Annotated in this window: 13 protein-coding genes; 8 read left to right on the top strand and 5 right to left on the bottom strand. The window is 43.3% G+C overall.

Annotated elements, in window-relative coordinates; all coding sequences use genetic code 11:
- The 8 genes from ilvB (at nucleotide 1) to PREMU_RS13220 (ending at nucleotide 6,449) form a co-directional block, all read left to right on the top strand.
- Nucleotides 1–1,764: a biosynthetic-type acetolactate synthase large subunit gene (ilvB, locus tag PREMU_RS13245; protein ID WP_007576064.1), complete on the top strand. Its 1,764-nt coding sequence runs from the start codon at nucleotides 1–3 to the stop codon at nucleotides 1,762–1,764.
- Nucleotides 1,765–1,791: 27 nt separating this feature from the next.
- On the top strand, nucleotides 1,792–2,322 hold the full coding sequence (ilvN, locus tag PREMU_RS13240; protein WP_007576063.1) for an acetolactate synthase small subunit: 531 nt from the start codon (nucleotides 1,792–1,794) through the stop codon (nucleotides 2,320–2,322).
- Nucleotides 2,312–3,082, top strand: coding sequence for an acyl-[acyl-carrier-protein] thioesterase (locus PREMU_RS13235; RefSeq protein WP_007576062.1), 771 nt, complete (start codon nucleotides 2,312–2,314; stop codon nucleotides 3,080–3,082). The genes ilvN and PREMU_RS13235 overlap by 11 nt, the downstream gene beginning before the upstream one ends.
- A gap of 112 nt (nucleotides 3,083–3,194) precedes the next feature.
- Entirely contained in the window at nucleotides 3,195–4,238 is a 1,044-nt protein-coding gene (gene ilvC / locus PREMU_RS13230; protein ID WP_007576061.1) for a ketol-acid reductoisomerase, read from the top strand.
- A gap of 330 nt (nucleotides 4,239–4,568) precedes the next feature.
- Nucleotides 4,569–4,961 carry a hypothetical protein gene (locus PREMU_RS13225; RefSeq protein WP_007576060.1) on the top strand — a complete coding sequence of 131 codons (393 nt, stop codon included), beginning with the start codon at nucleotides 4,569–4,571 and terminating at the stop codon, nucleotides 4,959–4,961.
- Complete coding sequence (gene tnpB / locus PREMU_RS15900; RefSeq protein ID WP_336433292.1) at nucleotides 4,948–5,106, top strand: IS66 family insertion sequence element accessory protein TnpB; 159 nt, start codon at nucleotides 4,948–4,950, stop codon at nucleotides 5,104–5,106. The genes PREMU_RS13225 and tnpB (PREMU_RS15900) overlap by 14 nt, the downstream gene beginning before the upstream one ends.
- The gene (tnpB, locus tag PREMU_RS14725; protein ID WP_244863889.1) at nucleotides 5,063–5,296 is read left to right on the top strand and encodes an IS66 family insertion sequence element accessory protein TnpB; all 234 of its coding nucleotides are present in this window, start codon (nucleotides 5,063–5,065) and stop codon (nucleotides 5,294–5,296) included. Before tnpB (PREMU_RS15900) ends, tnpB (PREMU_RS14725) begins: the two co-directional genes overlap by 44 nt.
- Nucleotides 5,297–5,498: 202 nt before the next feature.
- A complete protein-coding gene (locus PREMU_RS13220) occupies nucleotides 5,499–6,449 on the top strand; it encodes an IS30 family transposase (RefSeq protein WP_040558477.1) in 951 nt (316 codons plus the stop codon).
- Nucleotides 6,450–6,808: 359 nt separating this feature from the next.
- On the opposite strand, the gene PREMU_RS14310 is transcribed toward PREMU_RS13220, so the two are convergent.
- The 5 genes from PREMU_RS14310 to PREMU_RS13190 form a co-directional block, all read right to left on the bottom strand.
- A complete protein-coding gene (locus PREMU_RS14310; protein WP_007576058.1) occupies nucleotides 6,809–8,542 on the bottom strand; it encodes an alpha/beta fold hydrolase in 1,734 nt (577 codons plus the stop codon).
- 331 nt (nucleotides 8,543–8,873) lie between these two features.
- Nucleotides 8,874–10,412 carry an ADP-ribosylglycohydrolase family protein gene (locus PREMU_RS13205; RefSeq protein ID WP_007576055.1) on the bottom strand — a complete coding sequence of 513 codons (1,539 nt, stop codon included), beginning with the start codon at nucleotides 10,410–10,412 and terminating at the stop codon, nucleotides 8,874–8,876.
- 6 nt (nucleotides 10,413–10,418) lie between these two features.
- The gene (locus tag PREMU_RS13200; protein WP_223918606.1) at nucleotides 10,419–12,038 is read right to left on the bottom strand and encodes an ADP-ribosylglycohydrolase family protein; all 1,620 of its coding nucleotides are present in this window, start codon (nucleotides 12,036–12,038) and stop codon (nucleotides 10,419–10,421) included.
- Nucleotides 12,031–13,986 carry an ADP-ribosylglycohydrolase family protein gene (locus PREMU_RS13195; RefSeq protein WP_007576052.1) on the bottom strand — a complete coding sequence of 652 codons (1,956 nt, stop codon included), beginning with the start codon at nucleotides 13,984–13,986 and terminating at the stop codon, nucleotides 12,031–12,033. The genes PREMU_RS13200 and PREMU_RS13195 overlap by 8 nt, the downstream gene beginning before the upstream one ends.
- A gap of 4 nt (nucleotides 13,987–13,990) precedes the next feature.
- On the bottom strand, nucleotides 13,991–15,517 hold the full coding sequence (locus PREMU_RS13190) for a RagB/SusD family nutrient uptake outer membrane protein (protein ID WP_007576049.1): 1,527 nt from the start codon (nucleotides 15,515–15,517) through the stop codon (nucleotides 13,991–13,993).
- Nucleotides 15,518–15,526 lie beyond the last annotated feature (9 nt).

The raw sequence follows: 15,526 nt of genomic DNA, 5'->3' as shown, positions 1-15,526 counted from the left end.
ATGCAGAAAAGAAATACGAATGAACCCTTAGCACCATGGGCAGGCGTCAAAATCGGAGAAGAGGTCAGCGGAGCAGAGATCCTAATGCGCGCCCTCTACCAAGAAAACGTGAAAACTGTCTTTGGGTATCCAGGAGGTGCTATTATGCCAGTTTATGATGCACTTTATACCTATACCCACAAGAAAGACCCATGGTTTACACACGTGCTGGTAAGACACGAGCAAGGAGCCGCGCATGCCGCTGAAGGCTATGCACGCGTGAGCGGTGAAGTTGGTGTGGCTATCGTAACCTCTGGTCCTGGAGCAACGAACACATTGACAGGAGTTGCCGATGCCATGATGGATTCGATACCTATCGTTGTCATTGCAGGACAAGTCGGAGTGAAGGCTCTTGGTACAGATGCTTTTCAAGAGGTTGACCTTGTGGATATGGCGCAACCTATCACGAAATGGAGTTATCAAATTCGGCGTCCTGAGGATGTGGCATGGGCTGTCAACAGAGCATTTTATATTGCAAAAAGCGGTAGGCCGGGGCCTGTAGTACTTGATTTTCCACGTAATGCACAAGTGGGTAAAGCAAGATGGATGCCTGGGAAAGCCGATGCGGTCCGATCTTACAACCCTTATCCAAAAGTCAATGATGATGCTGTGAAGGTTGCAGCAGAGCTTATCAATCATTCTAAGAAGCCCTTTGCGTTAGTGGGACATGGCGTGGAGATTGGCAAAGCTCAGGAAGAGCTCTTGACCTTTTTGGAAAAAGCAGACATCCCTGCCGCCCGCACGCTGTTGGGACTTTCCGCACTGCCTTCTGATCACCCACTCAATATGGGTATGCTTGGTATGCACGGCAATTATGCTCCTAATATTAAACAACAGGAATGTGATGTACTTATTGCCATCGGCATGCGCTTTTCTGACCGCGTCACAGGCCGTCTCGACAAGTATGCCAAACAGGCTAAAATCATTCATCTCGACATTGACCCCGCGGAGATTGACAAGAATGTAAAAACGGATGTCGCCGTAATTGGTGACTGTAAAGATAGTCTGAGCAAAATTACAGCTTTACTTCGACCAAACGACCATAAGAGATGGATAGACTCCTTTAAGCCTCTCTACGAGGAAGAAAAGCGTGAAGTCATTGATCCCTCAGTCCGCCCGAAGGAAGGTCCCCTGCTCATGGGTGAGGTCATCAATGCCGTAGCCGAGGCAACCCATGGAGAAGCCGTGATGTGCAATGATGTCGGACTTCATCAGATGTTCTCTTGCCGTTATTTCAAGTTTAAGAAAGAGCACAGCGTCGTCAGTAGTGGTGGCTTTGGCACAATGGGCTTTGGTCTGCCGGCTGCTATTGGCGCTACATTCGGTGCGCCAGATCGAACTGTCGTACTTTTCACAGGAGATGGAAGTTTCCAAATGTGCATTGAGGAATTAGGCACCATTATGGAGCAACAAGCACCCGTAAAAATTATTCTTTTGAATAACCATTACTTGGGGAATGTGCGTCAATGGCAGGATCTGATGTATAATCACCGGCGCTCATTCACTTATATGCTCAACCCCCTCTATGAAAAAATAGCGGAAGGCTACGGTATCAATTACGATGTAATCGTCAATCGTGAGGATCTAAAGGAGAAAGTAGAAAGGATGGTCACAACAGAGGGGCCATTCATTCTTGAATGTGCCGTAAAGGAAGAGGAAAATGTCACACCAATGGTGACTCCAGGTAGTTCAGTAGATGAGATGCAGTTGCATCTCGACATTTAAGGTTGAGTGGTTAAATTGCAATAATCAATGGAAAACAACTTTTATACATTATTGGTTTACAGTGAAAACGTTGCAGGTATCTTGAACGAGATCACCAGTGTTTTCACTCGCCGCCAAGTGAATATAGAAAGCTTAAACGTGTCGGCGTCCAGTATTGAAGGCATACATAAGTATACGATTACATGCTGGAGTGACCCCGACCAGATTCTGAAGATCAAAAAACAAATAGAAAAGAAAATCAATGTCATCAAAGCGGATTTCTATACCGATGATGAGATCTTCATCCACGAAGTGGCACTCTATAAAATTTCAACACCTGTGCTTCTCGACAATCCCGAGGTCTCCCGCACCATTCGAAGACATAATGCCCGCATGATGGAGGTTAATCCTACCTATGCAACCGTACTGCTTGCGGGATTAACAGATGATATCGCCGACCTCTACTCAAAGCTCAATAGCTATAATTGTCTATTGCAATATACCCGTTCGGGACGTATTGCCGTTACAAGAAGCTTGGAGGAGCCCATTAACAAATATCTTGAGGAGCATGGAGAATAGCCAATTGCCAAGAGTCGGTCGCTACGATTTTCAGATAGAGCCGTTCCACTGCGATTTTACTAATCGACTCTTCCCCGGTCATCTTGGTAATGGGATGCTCAATGCCGCTGACTATCATAGCACCGAGCGGGGGTATGGAGTGGCAGAGCTGAACGTCAGTCACAAAACGTGGGTACTTTCACGCTTTGCCATCGAAATTCTTGAAATGCCCTTTGCATACGATAAGGTAGCCGTGAAGACATGGGTGGAAGCCGCCAAAAAGTTTTTCACAAGCCGAAACTTTACCGTTACCAGCCCTGATGGTCAAAAGGCCTATGCCTACGGAAAGAGCATCTGGGCAATGATCGACACCAATACACGGCAGCCAACCGATATCCTCTCCATAAAAAACGGAATAATCCTCAACTACATTGAGAGTGAGGAGTCTTGCCCCATTGTCGCACCATCAAGAGTGGTAATAGGCCATGACATGCCATTCGCCAGAAAGGTCGACACCCATTATAATGATGTAGATATTAACGGTCACGTCAATTCTGTGAGATATATAGACCACATACTCGACCTATTCAGCCTCGTTTATTATAGAACCCATCAATTAAGAAGGATTGACATCGCATATATCGCTGAGGCTCATGCGGGTGACCAATTATTACTTTTTAAGAAAGAAGTGGAAGCCGACGAATTTGTTGTAAGAATAGTTCGAGAAGAAGATAAAGAGATAGAGATTGTAAGGTGTAAGGTTAAATTTGTAAAAGATTGAAAGAAAAATTTGCTTGTTAAATACAAAACTATTACCTTTGCACCCGTTAAGAATAATACAACAACAATAATAAGGAATAGAGTTAACACGTTATATTAAAAGTATTTTTGTTATGCCGAAAATGAATTTTGGTGGCGTAGAAGAGAACATCGTCACAAGAGAGGAGTTCACATTAGAGAAAGCTCGTGAGGTATTGAAAAAGGAAACGATTGCAGTCATTGGCTATGGTATTCAGGGGCCGGGCCAGGCTGGCAATCTTCGCGATAACGGATTCAATGTCATTGTTGGTCAGCGCAAAGGCCGTAGCTACGACAAAGCCGTAGCTGATGGCTGGGTTCCTGGCAAGACACTGTTCTCCATCGAAGAGGCTGCAGAGAAAGGCTCCATCATTGCCATGTTGCTTTCTGATGCCGGCCAGATCGCACAGTGGCCAAAGATCAAGCCTTTCCTTACCAAGGGTAAAGCTCTCTATTACAGCCACGGTTTTGCCATCAACTGGAATGACCGTACCGGTGTTGTTCCTCCCAAGGACATCGATGTGATCATGGTAGCACCTAAGGGCTCAGGCACGTCTCTGCGCACGCTGTTCCTGGAGGGTCGTGGCATCAACTCCAGCTATGCAGTGTACCAAGATGCTACAGGCACAGCCAAGGAAAAAACACTGGCTATGGGAGTCGGCATTGGCTCAGGTTACCTGTTTGAGACAACATTCAACAAAGAGGCTACGTCCGATCTCACAGGTGAGCGCGGCTCGCTGATGGGTGCCATTGAGGGCTTGTTTGAAGCTCAATATGATGTGCTTCGTGAACATGGACATTCACCTTCAGAGGCATTCAATGAAACTGTTGAAGAGCTCACACAGAGCCTTGCTCCCTTGTTCGGCGATAAGGGTATGGACTGGATGTATGCCAACTGCTCCACTACGGCTCAGCGTGGCGCTCTCGACTGGCGCCCACGATTCAAGGCAGCTTGTCTACCCGTCATGGAATGGCTTTACGCATCAGTGGAAAGCGGCAACGAGGCTCAGATATCTATCGACAAGAACTCACAGCCTGATTATCGTGAGAAACTGAATGCCGAGCTGAAAGAAATGCATGACATGGAAATGTGGCGTGCCGGCGAAACAGTTCGCAAACTGCGTCCAGAGAATAATTAATTGATCATTTCTATTCTACTTTGAGGTAGAATAGTATTTGAATACAAACTTACCAAAGAAGCCCTTCTTCTACATAATTGGAGGAAGGGCTTCTTATCGTGTTCACCCAGCATGGGTATATTCTAACGGTTATAAGTTCCAAGCTACCCTTATAGTGAGAAGGTTATAGACAAAGGCAAGGGTGTCCGTGGCGACATGGAATCTGAAAGAAGCCGGAAGCAAACACTGGGTCTGACATACAGAAACATGATAAGCACCCGAGGAAGTCTACACTTGTGATCTGACAAGCCTGCAATATCTTTGCAACCATAATTCTAAATCATAGATAGTATGGACAAGTATTACAGGATGTCGAAATCCACTTTTCTGGAAATTCATCGCTGTCAGCAACTAAGTGATTTGACGGTAAAAGACTTCTATGCTCAGGAAGGATTCAGTAAGACCAGTTATTATCATTGGCGCAGTCAGTTTGGCCTGACTGACAGATCAACGGTGAGTGATCCAGTCCCGCCGGAGAAAAGAATGATACCGATAGAGGTAAAGGACACGGAGGAGAAGACTCAGAAGATGACAAACATTACCACTTCTTCTTCCCAGGGGACCTCATACTCTGAAGGCATAACAATGATGTTGCCCGACAATGTGAGCTTCCACTTTAATGGAGACTCATGCAAAATAGCTGTGGGTATCATCAATAAAGTTCTTGATCATGTTCTGCCTTAATGACACGATGCGCTACTATCTTTGTCCTGGCGCGACAGACATGAGAAAAGGGATGAACACTCTTAGTGGTATTGTGGTCAACCAGCGGTCACTAAGATTCGGTGATATATTCATCTTCGTCAATCGGAAAAAAAGATACAGTTAAGCTGCTTTCTGCAGAAGACGGAGGTCTTGTATTGTATATAAAGAAACTGAGCAGGGAAAGATTCAGACTGTCGAAATATAGGCCGGGCATTAAATCCTTCAGTATGGAGTGGCGAGACTCGGTGGTGATGGTCGAAGGCATTATTGAAAATCCTGACAGACGCCAAAGGAGAGTAATCGCGTCTCGCTAATGAAGCTAAACATTCAAGATAGAAGTGCAATTTCTTAATGGGTGTTTGTAAGAGTTGACCTCCGTGTCGGATGCGGACGTTCTTGGCGCGAAGCGACAAGGTTGGCCACATCCGACACGGAGGAATAAAAAACAACCGGCAATGCAAAAAAGACAAAAGGGAGACCGCTGTCTCCCAAGGATTAATTACTTTTGTATTGCCTATGTACAAGCACTTAACCCGTGAGCAAAGGTACGCAATCTACCTGGGAAAACAAAAGAAACAGACCAATAAAGCAATTGCCCGGCTGATAGGGGTCAGTGAATCAACCGTAAGTCGTGAGCTGAAACGCAATGCGACAAAGAACGGCAAGTATGTCTGGGACAAGGCCGATGCCCTTTCCCAAGAACGCATGCACCGTTCTCCGGGCAATCGTTCCGTGAGCCGGTTGCTTCTCTGGCGCGTGCGTGAGCTCATCACCGGAGAGCAATGGTCCCCCAAGCAGATATCCGGCTACCTGGGCAAGGAGGGCGTGAAGATCTCCCACGAAACCATTTACAAGATGATCCGCAACGATACGGGTGGGACACTTGCCGCCAACTGCCGCCATAAGATGAAGTATCACCGCAGTCCCTCTCACAGGCATGTAACCAAGGCGCCGAGTATCAGAAACAGGGTAAGCATACACGAACGTCCGAAGGAGGCAGACGGCAGGAGGTTCGGGGACTGGGAGATGGACCTGATTGTCGACAAGGACGGCAACGCCATCCTCACGATGATAGAACGCAGCACGAACTTCCTCATCATGGAGAAACTCAAGCATGGCAAGAAGGCCATGCCGCTGGCAAAGACCGTATGGAGGCTGCTCATGCCATACAAGGGAGAGCATCTCAAGACCATCACTACGGACAACGGAAGTGAGTTTGCCGAACATGAGTGGATAGCACGGAAGTTGGGACTGGATATCTATTTCACGGACGCATACTCTTCTTGGCAGAAAGGGGCTGTGGAGAACACCAACAAGCTCATCAGACAATATATTCCAAAAGGGACGGATATAAGTATCGTCACAGACAAAAGAATTAAGATGATACAGGCCAAAATCAACAGAAGACCAAGGGAAAAATTGAACTTTTCAACACCAAAGCAGGAGTTTTACAAATATTATGCCTAATATTGCACTTGCTGGTTGACTCTTTACATTGAGGAAGTCTTCCAATACCTGATGGAAAGCTCCATCCTTGCCAAACAGGGGCTTGCCAACCTTGAATTGCTCTCTTGCGGTAGCCAATATCTTTGAGTACTCTTCTTGTGTCATTGTATTAATTCTTTATACGCTATAAACAGAGCGATGACAAATTTATTGTCTTAGTCTTTGACACAGTTCAGATGACATTCTCCTGATTGCTTACTGTCAAGATCAGTCTCTTTGGAGGATAGAAGGTCTCTTCAGCAGAACATATGACGTATCCTTGCCGGAATTTCAGATGTTCAGTTCGTCGTCCTCGATTACAGTACTGATTCAAGATTTCTTCACCTATGCATCTTCTTATCTAGAAAAATAAGAATATCTTGTAAATTCTTCTTTTTATCCGAAGAATATAATATCGCTTTATACTTATCTCCACACCTGATATAGTCGCTGTCTCTCTCAATCTCGGATATTATGTTATTCAGATTATATTTATCTGGAATGGAACAAATCACCATAGGTCTTATCGCAAAGCTGAAGGAGTGAGCAATAGAATCGAATACTATTGTTTTAGCAAGCCTGTTAGCCTCCTCTGCCATCTGCGCAGCATACTCGCCGGCATTATTGTCCACAATATAGACAACTGGATATGCACGCTTTGATAATGTGTTCTCTTCCGGCTTATATACTGTACATCCATCAATGCTTGTTTTAGATGCCCTTGATCCTTTCGACACATCATTTGATTTTATTCCATCTGTTTTTCCGTTAGCTAGGAAAAAAGAAAGGACATTGGGTAGAGCTTTATTCCAACAATCGAAGTCATGTCCACCGCTGTAAACTTGCCATGCTACATCTATGCCTTTCTTATTAAATGCACTTTTCAACTCCATATTGCTATCAATTAGTCTGTCACTATCACCTATAGTAAGCATTATCCTCGTGCGTTCCAAGTCGCACCTAGATTCTGATTTTACAATATCTTCAGGATCGCATTTCCGATAGTAACTAGTGAAACGTTCACTTCCATATTCCCCTATACCACCAAAAATGCGTCCCCACTGATAATCCCATTCGTTCTGAGGCCCCTCTGTAGCATATTCTCTGTCTATTTTAATCGACGCAGACAAGGCTGCACATGCAGAAAAAACATCTGAATGCCGCAAAGCCAGCGTTAAGGCTCCGAATCCTCCCATCGAGAACCCACATATATAATAATGTGTACGATCGCGAATAGCTCGATATCTGGCGTTGATAGTATCAATAAATTCAGATGTAAAAAAATCCTCATAACGTACACTTCCATCATACGAGTTGCAATAGTATGATTGATATCCATCAGGGCTTACAATGATTGCTGGTGATATTTCGCCTTTCATAATCAGTTCATTCATAACACGTGCTACATTACCATACTCCATCCAAGAGGCATGAGTTCCACCGATGCCATGAAGTAAATAAATAACAGGATAGTGAATATTAGAAGAAAAGTATTCTGGCGGCAATATCACAGAGTAACTCACATCATGCCCTAATATTTTACTGTGCACTACAAGATTTTCCAATTCTATAGGTAAGTTATCAGATGCTGCCGTCTTACAGACTCCCAAGTGAAGGTTAAGGCAGATAAGAATAAGCGATAAGAATAATATCCTAGACATCATAAAATAGTTAATTATTGAAAATATCTGAAATATGTGGATAGGACATTGAGAGCAATAGTAGTATGAGGTAAGACGTTGTTTCCCTGACAAACCGATTCCTCCGAAATGACATCCCCACTGTATATTAAATGCATCCTGTTTCATTTCCATACACTCGAAATCTATATTCACTGAAGAACTCAGACCTGCTGCAGAACCAAAGATGCCAGGGTGGCGCATAGATAGAGAAAGAGCTCCCCCCCCCATACTGTAACCGATGATGGCCCTGTTAGCACTCGATTTCTTCGTATGCAAGATTTTATCTATCAAGGGTACCATCTCATAAATGATCATGTCCTCATATAGGTAAGAGCTATCATAGCGATTACTCCAATAGCTGTTTTCGCTGTCCTGTAGAACAACAAAGATCATATAGGGCAAATAACTCCTTTGTGCACTAAATTATCATATATGGTCAAAATGTTGATATCAGTTCTCCACACACGTTTGTTATCACTATAACCATGCAACAAATAAACAATGTCATAAGACTTAGAGATATCAACAGAATAGTCCTCAGGAAGTATGATATCATATGATACCTCCATCTTGAGAAGATTGCTGTACATCTTCTGATCAATGTTAACGCGACTGGCATAGGTAGATCCGTCTTCAACGCGCTCTGAAGATTGGTGTATTCCTTCAGAGCACGTAAACAACAGTGTAAGATTTAATCCTATCAGAATGTATCCTAGTATTCGATTCATTTACTTGGCATATTGTCAGAATCATATACGACAAATCCGCCACATTGTACAGCAAAATGCCGGTCTGGGTTAAGCCACTCTATTTTAAGCTGGTGTTTTCCCCGAGGTATTTCATATTTGTAGAATATATCATACTTTCTGGTGATATAATCAAATGGCATATCGATATCCTCTGTCTTTACGCCATCAATGTACGCTACAAGTTTTGCTACATAGTTGGGATCTCCGCCACTATCTGCTTCCCTGACATTTCCCATTAGTACGCACCCTGTACCCGTAAAGTCAAATGAGCGTATAGGATCAATGCAAAACTTAGTCACCATTTTTTCTACCGGCTTGCATCCCTCAAATGATTGTTCATACTTCACCTGTTTTGGCTCTTGCAACTTAAATATATATTTACTGCCCTTAACTTTTCCACCATTGCTTTTTATGACTTGCCCTAACAAGTCAAGATTTATTCCATAGACTTTGGAAAGAGAGGTGTTGGTATAAGGGAAATCATAGTTCTCGCATAGATCTATACCATGGCTAAACTTATAAGGAATATTCTTCCATCCATAGATAACTCCAAGAATACCTGCAGCCGTCGCCGGATTGCAGTCAGAATCATTTCCGCATCTTGTAGCGATATCCATAGTCCTGAAAAAATCTCCTCCGCCATACAACAGTCCGATAACACAAAATGCAGCATTCATTTTCGCATCAATATTGAAACCATTGAATACGCCCTCTGGGCATCCTTTCTCAAAGGCAAAGCGCTTCTGTACCTCAAGCCAGCAAAGAGTCCAGTCTTCAGGATGCTGTCTCCAATATGTAAGGACAAAACTTATAATATTATGAAATCCGGTATTGGTTGGGATTGTGCGCAGAGCCTCGTGGATTATGGTTGGAATGTCTTGTGAAACAAAAGCAAAAGTGTACATTGCAGCAGTAAAGACACCACCATACCACCCGTCACCATAATTCATGACATGACCTACTGTATCCGCCAGGGCCGCCGCAGTATTAGGCATCCCGGGACAGATCATTCCAATGAAATCAGATTCTATTTGAAAGTCTATGTCATCAGCATGAGGATTATGTTTCCAATTGCCAGACTCAGGAGGCATTACACCGTGAAGCACATTATAGCGCATTGCTTGGTTGGCATGCCATAGCTTATATTTTGCATTGGCAAAATCATGAGCATAATGTGATGCTGGGGCTAATATCCCATCACGCTGCATCACTTGAAGTGCTGTTAGGTCCATGTATACGTCATCATAGAGGCCTGGATCTTCCAAGAAGATATCCTTACAATACTCATCATACCATGGTATCGGTTCCTCGTTAGGTATAATTCCTCCCTTATATCTAAATTCAGTTGGTCCGCCATATGTACATCCTATGGTCTGACCAGTCCAGCCTCCCTTTATCTTATCAAGAAGCATATTCTCATCAAGTGTATAATCCTTGCCATACTGAAGCTGGGCTAGAGATACAATAGAATTCGTCAATAAGAGAATGATAGTTAACACGAAAGATTTCTTCATGGCTGCTTACTTTAAGTTTGAATAAAAACGTGAGTGCTGGGGACTTTGCGAATAGTACTGAATGTCGTTTATACGAATGGTATATTCGGGCTGTGGATTAAGCCAGTGCAGCTCAACAATGTGATGGCCTTCAGCTAATTGATATTTCCATGCTGGTTCCAACCTACGGTTCTGGCCACGCATTGGCATATCGGCAACAACGTCTAATCTTCCATCAATCCACACTTCAACCTTTGCAATATAATCATCATCAGGCTCTGCCATACTGAATACTTCCGAGCCGATGTGTCTCATAGATACTCTTGCTATATAATCTTTATTGATATGGCGTAAACAGCATAGATTGCCCCATATTACAAAGCCATTACCATCAAAGTCGAAGCTGTAGTCTTTATCTACAAAGCAATCTTTTCTTCCCCTGAAGAGCGGATATGTGTCTGTGAAGTTCTGCTCCAAAGGTAGGACGGATGGATCCTTGATAGGAATCTCAACTGAAGTCTTACTCACCTTTCCGCCAATAAGTTTAATAAACTTTGTTGCTAAATCGAAACTCATTTGATACGACTTAGACAAGGACATATCCGTACCTTGAAAAGTTGAATCCTCTATCTCCTTTAATGGATCTAGCCAGAAAGACGGGATTTTATCATATCCATACATTACGCCTAAAATTCCACCGCATGTTGATGGATTACAGTCGGAATCTTGGCCTGCTCTCGCAGCAATATCCAACGTCTCAGTATAGTCACCGTTTCCATAAAGCATAGCCATGGCCACTAATGCGGAATTGAATTTTGCATCAATGTTGAAGCTCAGGAAAACACCCTTGGGACATCCTACATCATGGTTCCACTTGTCTTGTAGCATAAACCAGCATTCTTTCCAGTTGTCAGGATGCTTCTCATGGTATACGATCACATCATTTATACATTGATAGAATTTGCTTTCCTTCGGGATGACAGATAATGCAGTTTTAATGATATTCTCTGGACTATGAAGGTAAAAAGCCGCACTATACATTGCCGACACGAATGCACCTCCATAGAAACCATCTCCGCTATTCATGATATGTCCGACCTTATCCGCCACTTTCAATGCCTCCGTCGGCATAGCCGGCGTCATAAGGCCTATGAAGTCTGACTCAATCTGAAAATCAATGTCATCTGCATGAGGGTTGTTTATCCAATTACCAGAGGCAGGTGGCATAATACCATGGCGTATATTGTATCTTCCCATTTGGTTGGCATGGGCAAGGTGATAGTCCGCAAAAGCAAAACTTTCGGCTAACTCTTTCTGGTCACAATCTATGCCAAGCTCACTAAATGTTTCCACGAACGTACAGTCATTGTAAATGTCATCAAAAAGACCAGGCTTCTTATTCCACCAGTACAGAATGTAATGACGACTCCAAGGTACGGGCTGATAATCCTGTACATAGGAACCGGTAAATTTGAATTCATAAGGTGCGCCAAAAACCACACCTATTGTCTGTCCAGCCCAGCCTCCTTTAATTTTGTTCATCAGCTCAGTCTTCGAGACAGCCAGGTCTTTTGCAAATGTTGGCGCCATCGCGAAGGTGACAGCCAACATTAGTATTGTAAATGATTTTTTAATAAAACTATTCATAAACTCCGAGTTCTGTTATTGAAATAAAAGAGGATACATTCTTTGTGTATTTATTCCAATGGTCCTGAACTTTGTCATCAAAGATAATTCGTATACCTTTAGTGCTGACAGGACTGAACTGGAATACATATTGTGCAAACTGAGGCTGAAAGAATACTATATCGTTTTTTGGCAATGCCGGTGTAGAAGTAAACTTCCCCACATCATGCCAATGATTGTCATCGCCGAGATACTGAATATTCAATGATGAGAACCAACCACCGAATTCTTCCAGGCACCCCATGTTCAATTGCAACATTCCGATTGTATTCTTTTCTCTCCATCCATAACCAAAATAATCTATTTTCGGAAGTCTGCTCTTTTCAGCCAATGAATAGAAAACAGAGCCTTCACCTCTGATTTTCCCGTCATTAATGACATTGATATTATCAGCATAGATGGGCTTGCCAAAAGTAATCCAGCATGAATCTAGGACCTGTTTGTTAAGATGTCTGATATTTGCATATATAGTATCTGCTGTCGAAGCAAAGTTCCTTGGCTTAACAAGAATTGTGAAATCATGCTTTATAGAACTATTTTTCGAGCTGATCATCAAAGTTACAGGAAAGCTGCCTGTCTCCATAGGGGTTCCCTGTAGGCGTCCTTTAGAGAATGTAAGTCCATTGGGGAGTTTCCCACCGACAAGGCTCCAGTCATACATCTCATTGGTCACACATGCAAACGAATAATCGCTTTGTTGTCCCACCTCAAGGACAGGGCTGGGACCTATACAGAATTCCATTGGAGGAGTGAATCTAGCTTTAGGATTGATATAGACGTAGTCCCCTCTTATTTTTCCTCCATTCTTAACTATAACCTTAAGTGCAAGCTCATACGTACGATTTATCATATCTTCGATTGAAGCATCAGGCATATCATAACGAGTTATATTAATGTATCTGTCATTGAACGGCTTAGTCCATCCTTTCAATGGCATAGTCAGATTTTTAGGAAGCCAACTAGCACCGTGGATAACAGCCATAAGTCCTGATATGGTTGCAGCCTGATTGTCACAGTCGAAGCCTAAGGCACATGCAAGATCTAGAGTGCGCTGGAAATCATTGTTGCCATATAGCATCGCTAATACACCCATGATACCATTAAGATCCGCATTCCAAATAGTCTTAGTCATGGGATCCTCATCTACATAGAAATCCTTTGCCATAATTTGGCGCACTTTAACCCAATCATTTGGATATCCGTCGTGCAAGCGGATGGCCTTCATGACTCCAAGCGTAAATCTATCGTCTTTCGGGAGTTCCTTAAGACCTTCCATTATCAACGTTCTAACATCGCTGCAAAAAAAAGCTTTTGCAAACATTGCGCCATAGAGTACAGTAGGACTAACAGCCCAGGAGTCGCTTGTTATACGTGCAGCCCATCTGCTTTTTCCCGCTGCATAGTCTACCATTCCTGGAGCTGTATACCCCCAGATCTCATTGATAAGTTGAGGATCAATCTGATACCAATGTGGATTATACAACTTATTGCCTGTGTATGGCGGTGTAAAGCCGTAATGCATTAGACCTACAGCAGCACGATTTGCCAGCCAAACACGGTCATGCACATGGTACATCCACATATCTTCCATTTGAGCATAAGTAGGTTCAATACCGAATTTTTCCATCGTAAGCAAATAGATGTACTCCATGTCGGTGTCGTCATCAGAGAATGCCCCATTATATTTCTCTAACTTGGCTAAATTCTTTGTATAGCCAAATGGGAATCGTGATTCTGGCGCTGGTTCATCGATATACTTGTTCTCATGTGGCAGACCATATATGTTGCCTACCATCTGCCCCAGCCATGCCCCTGCTATTTTATCGTGAAGTACTGACTTCGAGATTTTCTGTGCAGAGACTGACTGAAGACAAAATATCATCAAGAAAAATGCAATAAATCTTATCATAATTCTAGTACCCTTCGTTTTGCTTGAGATTAGGATTAGCATTTAGGACATCGGCTGGTATGGGCATAAGATTCCTAAAATCCTGTCCTGTCTGATCTGGATGAGCCCATGACTTCTTAAGATATGTACCGAAACGTATCATATCTTCATGACACCATCCCTCCCATGCCAATTCGCGACCACGCTCGTTATAGAGTTCCGTAAGAGTAAGTTCGGAAGAAGTATAGGGGTCCAAGCCTGCACGTTTACGAATTTTCTGGAAATCAGGCATGGATACTGCCTCTTCCACCTTGCCCTGACGCACAAGTGCTTCAACGTACATTAATACTACATCTGCATAACGGAAAATGGCGAAGTCATTATCCTGACTTATCTCGTAATTCGTGATCGAGCCGTCAGTCTGTGGAGCCCATTTGCGGCATCTTGCACCATCGAAGTGTCCCCTACCTCCATTTTTGTTATAATACCTACTCTCATCAAATACAGGATTATAAGCAAAGCCGAGATCCTTGCCATTTATATCATATTGCTCTCCATAAAGCCAGGACTGTGAAAGGCGCTTGTCTTTTGAATCGTATGTCTGGAAGAAATCTGGTTGGCATACAAAACCAGCCCAAGGTCCTGCATGCAGATTGAAAGTAGACTCAGACTCGGCCTCGAGTGTCAGCGTATGGAGATAGAAGGCATTGCTATAGCCCTGTGTGTAAGTACGGTCATAAACTATTGCGAAGATGTTTTCCTTAGAATTCCCATTGATTATATTGAAGTTCGCATCGTAATCATCTTCTATCTTGTAATTCCCTGAATCAATGATATGCTTACAAGCATAAGCGGCTTCATCCCATCTGGCATTGCCAAACCAGGCCTCAGAGTTGAGATACATCTTCGCCAGTAAAGTATAGGCGAAAGCCTGTGTTACACGTCCATAATTCTCAGTACTCGGTTCAGCGTCAAGATTGCTTATGTTATCTTTAATCTCCTTTTCTATTATGTCATAGATCTCCTTGCGTGATTTCTGCTGTGGATATCCGGTCTCTGTATAGTCCTCCGTGAATGGCACATTCCCCCATGTTGCCATTGCCTCATAATAGTAGAAACAACGCAGCACACGCATCTCTGAAAGGATCTTATCCTTCGCCGAGAATTCTACTTTTGAGAGCTCTGTCTCATAAATAATCTCATTGCACGCAGCAATACCATTGAACACCCATTTCCATCCATTCTTGACAAGTTTGTTTGTGGCAGGAATGTTGTTGGTCTGAACTTCCTCATAACGGCCATTACTGTACCATTCACCTCCACTAGCAGGCACCGCACACTCGTCTGACGCCTGGAGTAATAGTGTCCATAAGCTCTGCTCTGTATTATAGCCTTGCAGCTTAGTATATGCTCTGCCGGCATTGGCTATAAGTTCCTTCTCGTTTTTAAAGAAGTGATCTATATCAACATTAGAATAGATATTTTCATCTAAGTTAGTGCAGCCACAGATAACTAAGCAGGCTACAGTAACAAACAAATAAAGCCGTCTCATATTACACAG

Origin of the sequence: Hallella multisaccharivorax DSM 17128, from assembly GCF_000218235.1 — a bacterium.
Lineage (GTDB): Bacteria > Bacteroidota > Bacteroidia > Bacteroidales > Bacteroidaceae > Prevotella > Prevotella multisaccharivorax.
Note: the sequence above shows the minus strand (reverse complement) of the source record. Positions and strands in the feature narration are given on the sequence as shown.

Excerpts from the sequence above, each read along its gene's own strand:
- PREMU_RS13225 (WP_007576060.1), top strand. The coding sequence starts at position 4,569 with ATGGACAAGTATTACAGGATGTCGAAATCCACTTTTCTGGAAATTCAT.
- PREMU_RS13195 (WP_007576052.1), bottom strand. The coding sequence starts at position 13,986 with ATGATAAGATTTATTGCATTTTTCTTGATGATATTTTGTCTTCAGTCA.
- ilvC (WP_007576061.1), top strand. The coding sequence starts at position 3,195 with ATGCCGAAAATGAATTTTGGTGGCGTAGAAGAGAACATCGTCACAAGA.
- ilvB (WP_007576064.1), top strand. The coding sequence starts at position 1 with ATGCAGAAAAGAAATACGAATGAACCCTTAGCACCATGGGCAGGCGTC.
- PREMU_RS13190 (WP_007576049.1), bottom strand. The coding sequence starts at position 15,517 with ATGAGACGGCTTTATTTGTTTGTTACTGTAGCCTGCTTAGTTATCTGT.
- PREMU_RS13220 (WP_040558477.1), top strand. The coding sequence starts at position 5,499 with ATGTACAAGCACTTAACCCGTGAGCAAAGGTACGCAATCTACCTGGGA.
- PREMU_RS13200 (WP_223918606.1), bottom strand. The coding sequence starts at position 12,038 with ATGAATAGTTTTATTAAAAAATCATTTACAATACTAATGTTGGCTGTC.
- PREMU_RS13235 (WP_007576062.1), top strand. The coding sequence starts at position 2,312 with ATGGAGAATAGCCAATTGCCAAGAGTCGGTCGCTACGATTTTCAGATA.
- ilvN (WP_007576063.1), top strand. The coding sequence starts at position 1,792 with ATGGAAAACAACTTTTATACATTATTGGTTTACAGTGAAAACGTTGCA.
- tnpB (WP_336433292.1), top strand. The coding sequence starts at position 4,948 with ATGTTCTGCCTTAATGACACGATGCGCTACTATCTTTGTCCTGGCGCG.
- PREMU_RS13205 (WP_007576055.1), bottom strand. The coding sequence starts at position 10,412 with ATGAAGAAATCTTTCGTGTTAACTATCATTCTCTTATTGACGAATTCT.
- PREMU_RS14310 (WP_007576058.1), bottom strand. The coding sequence starts at position 8,542 with ATGATCTTTGTTGTTCTACAGGACAGCGAAAACAGCTATTGGAGTAAT.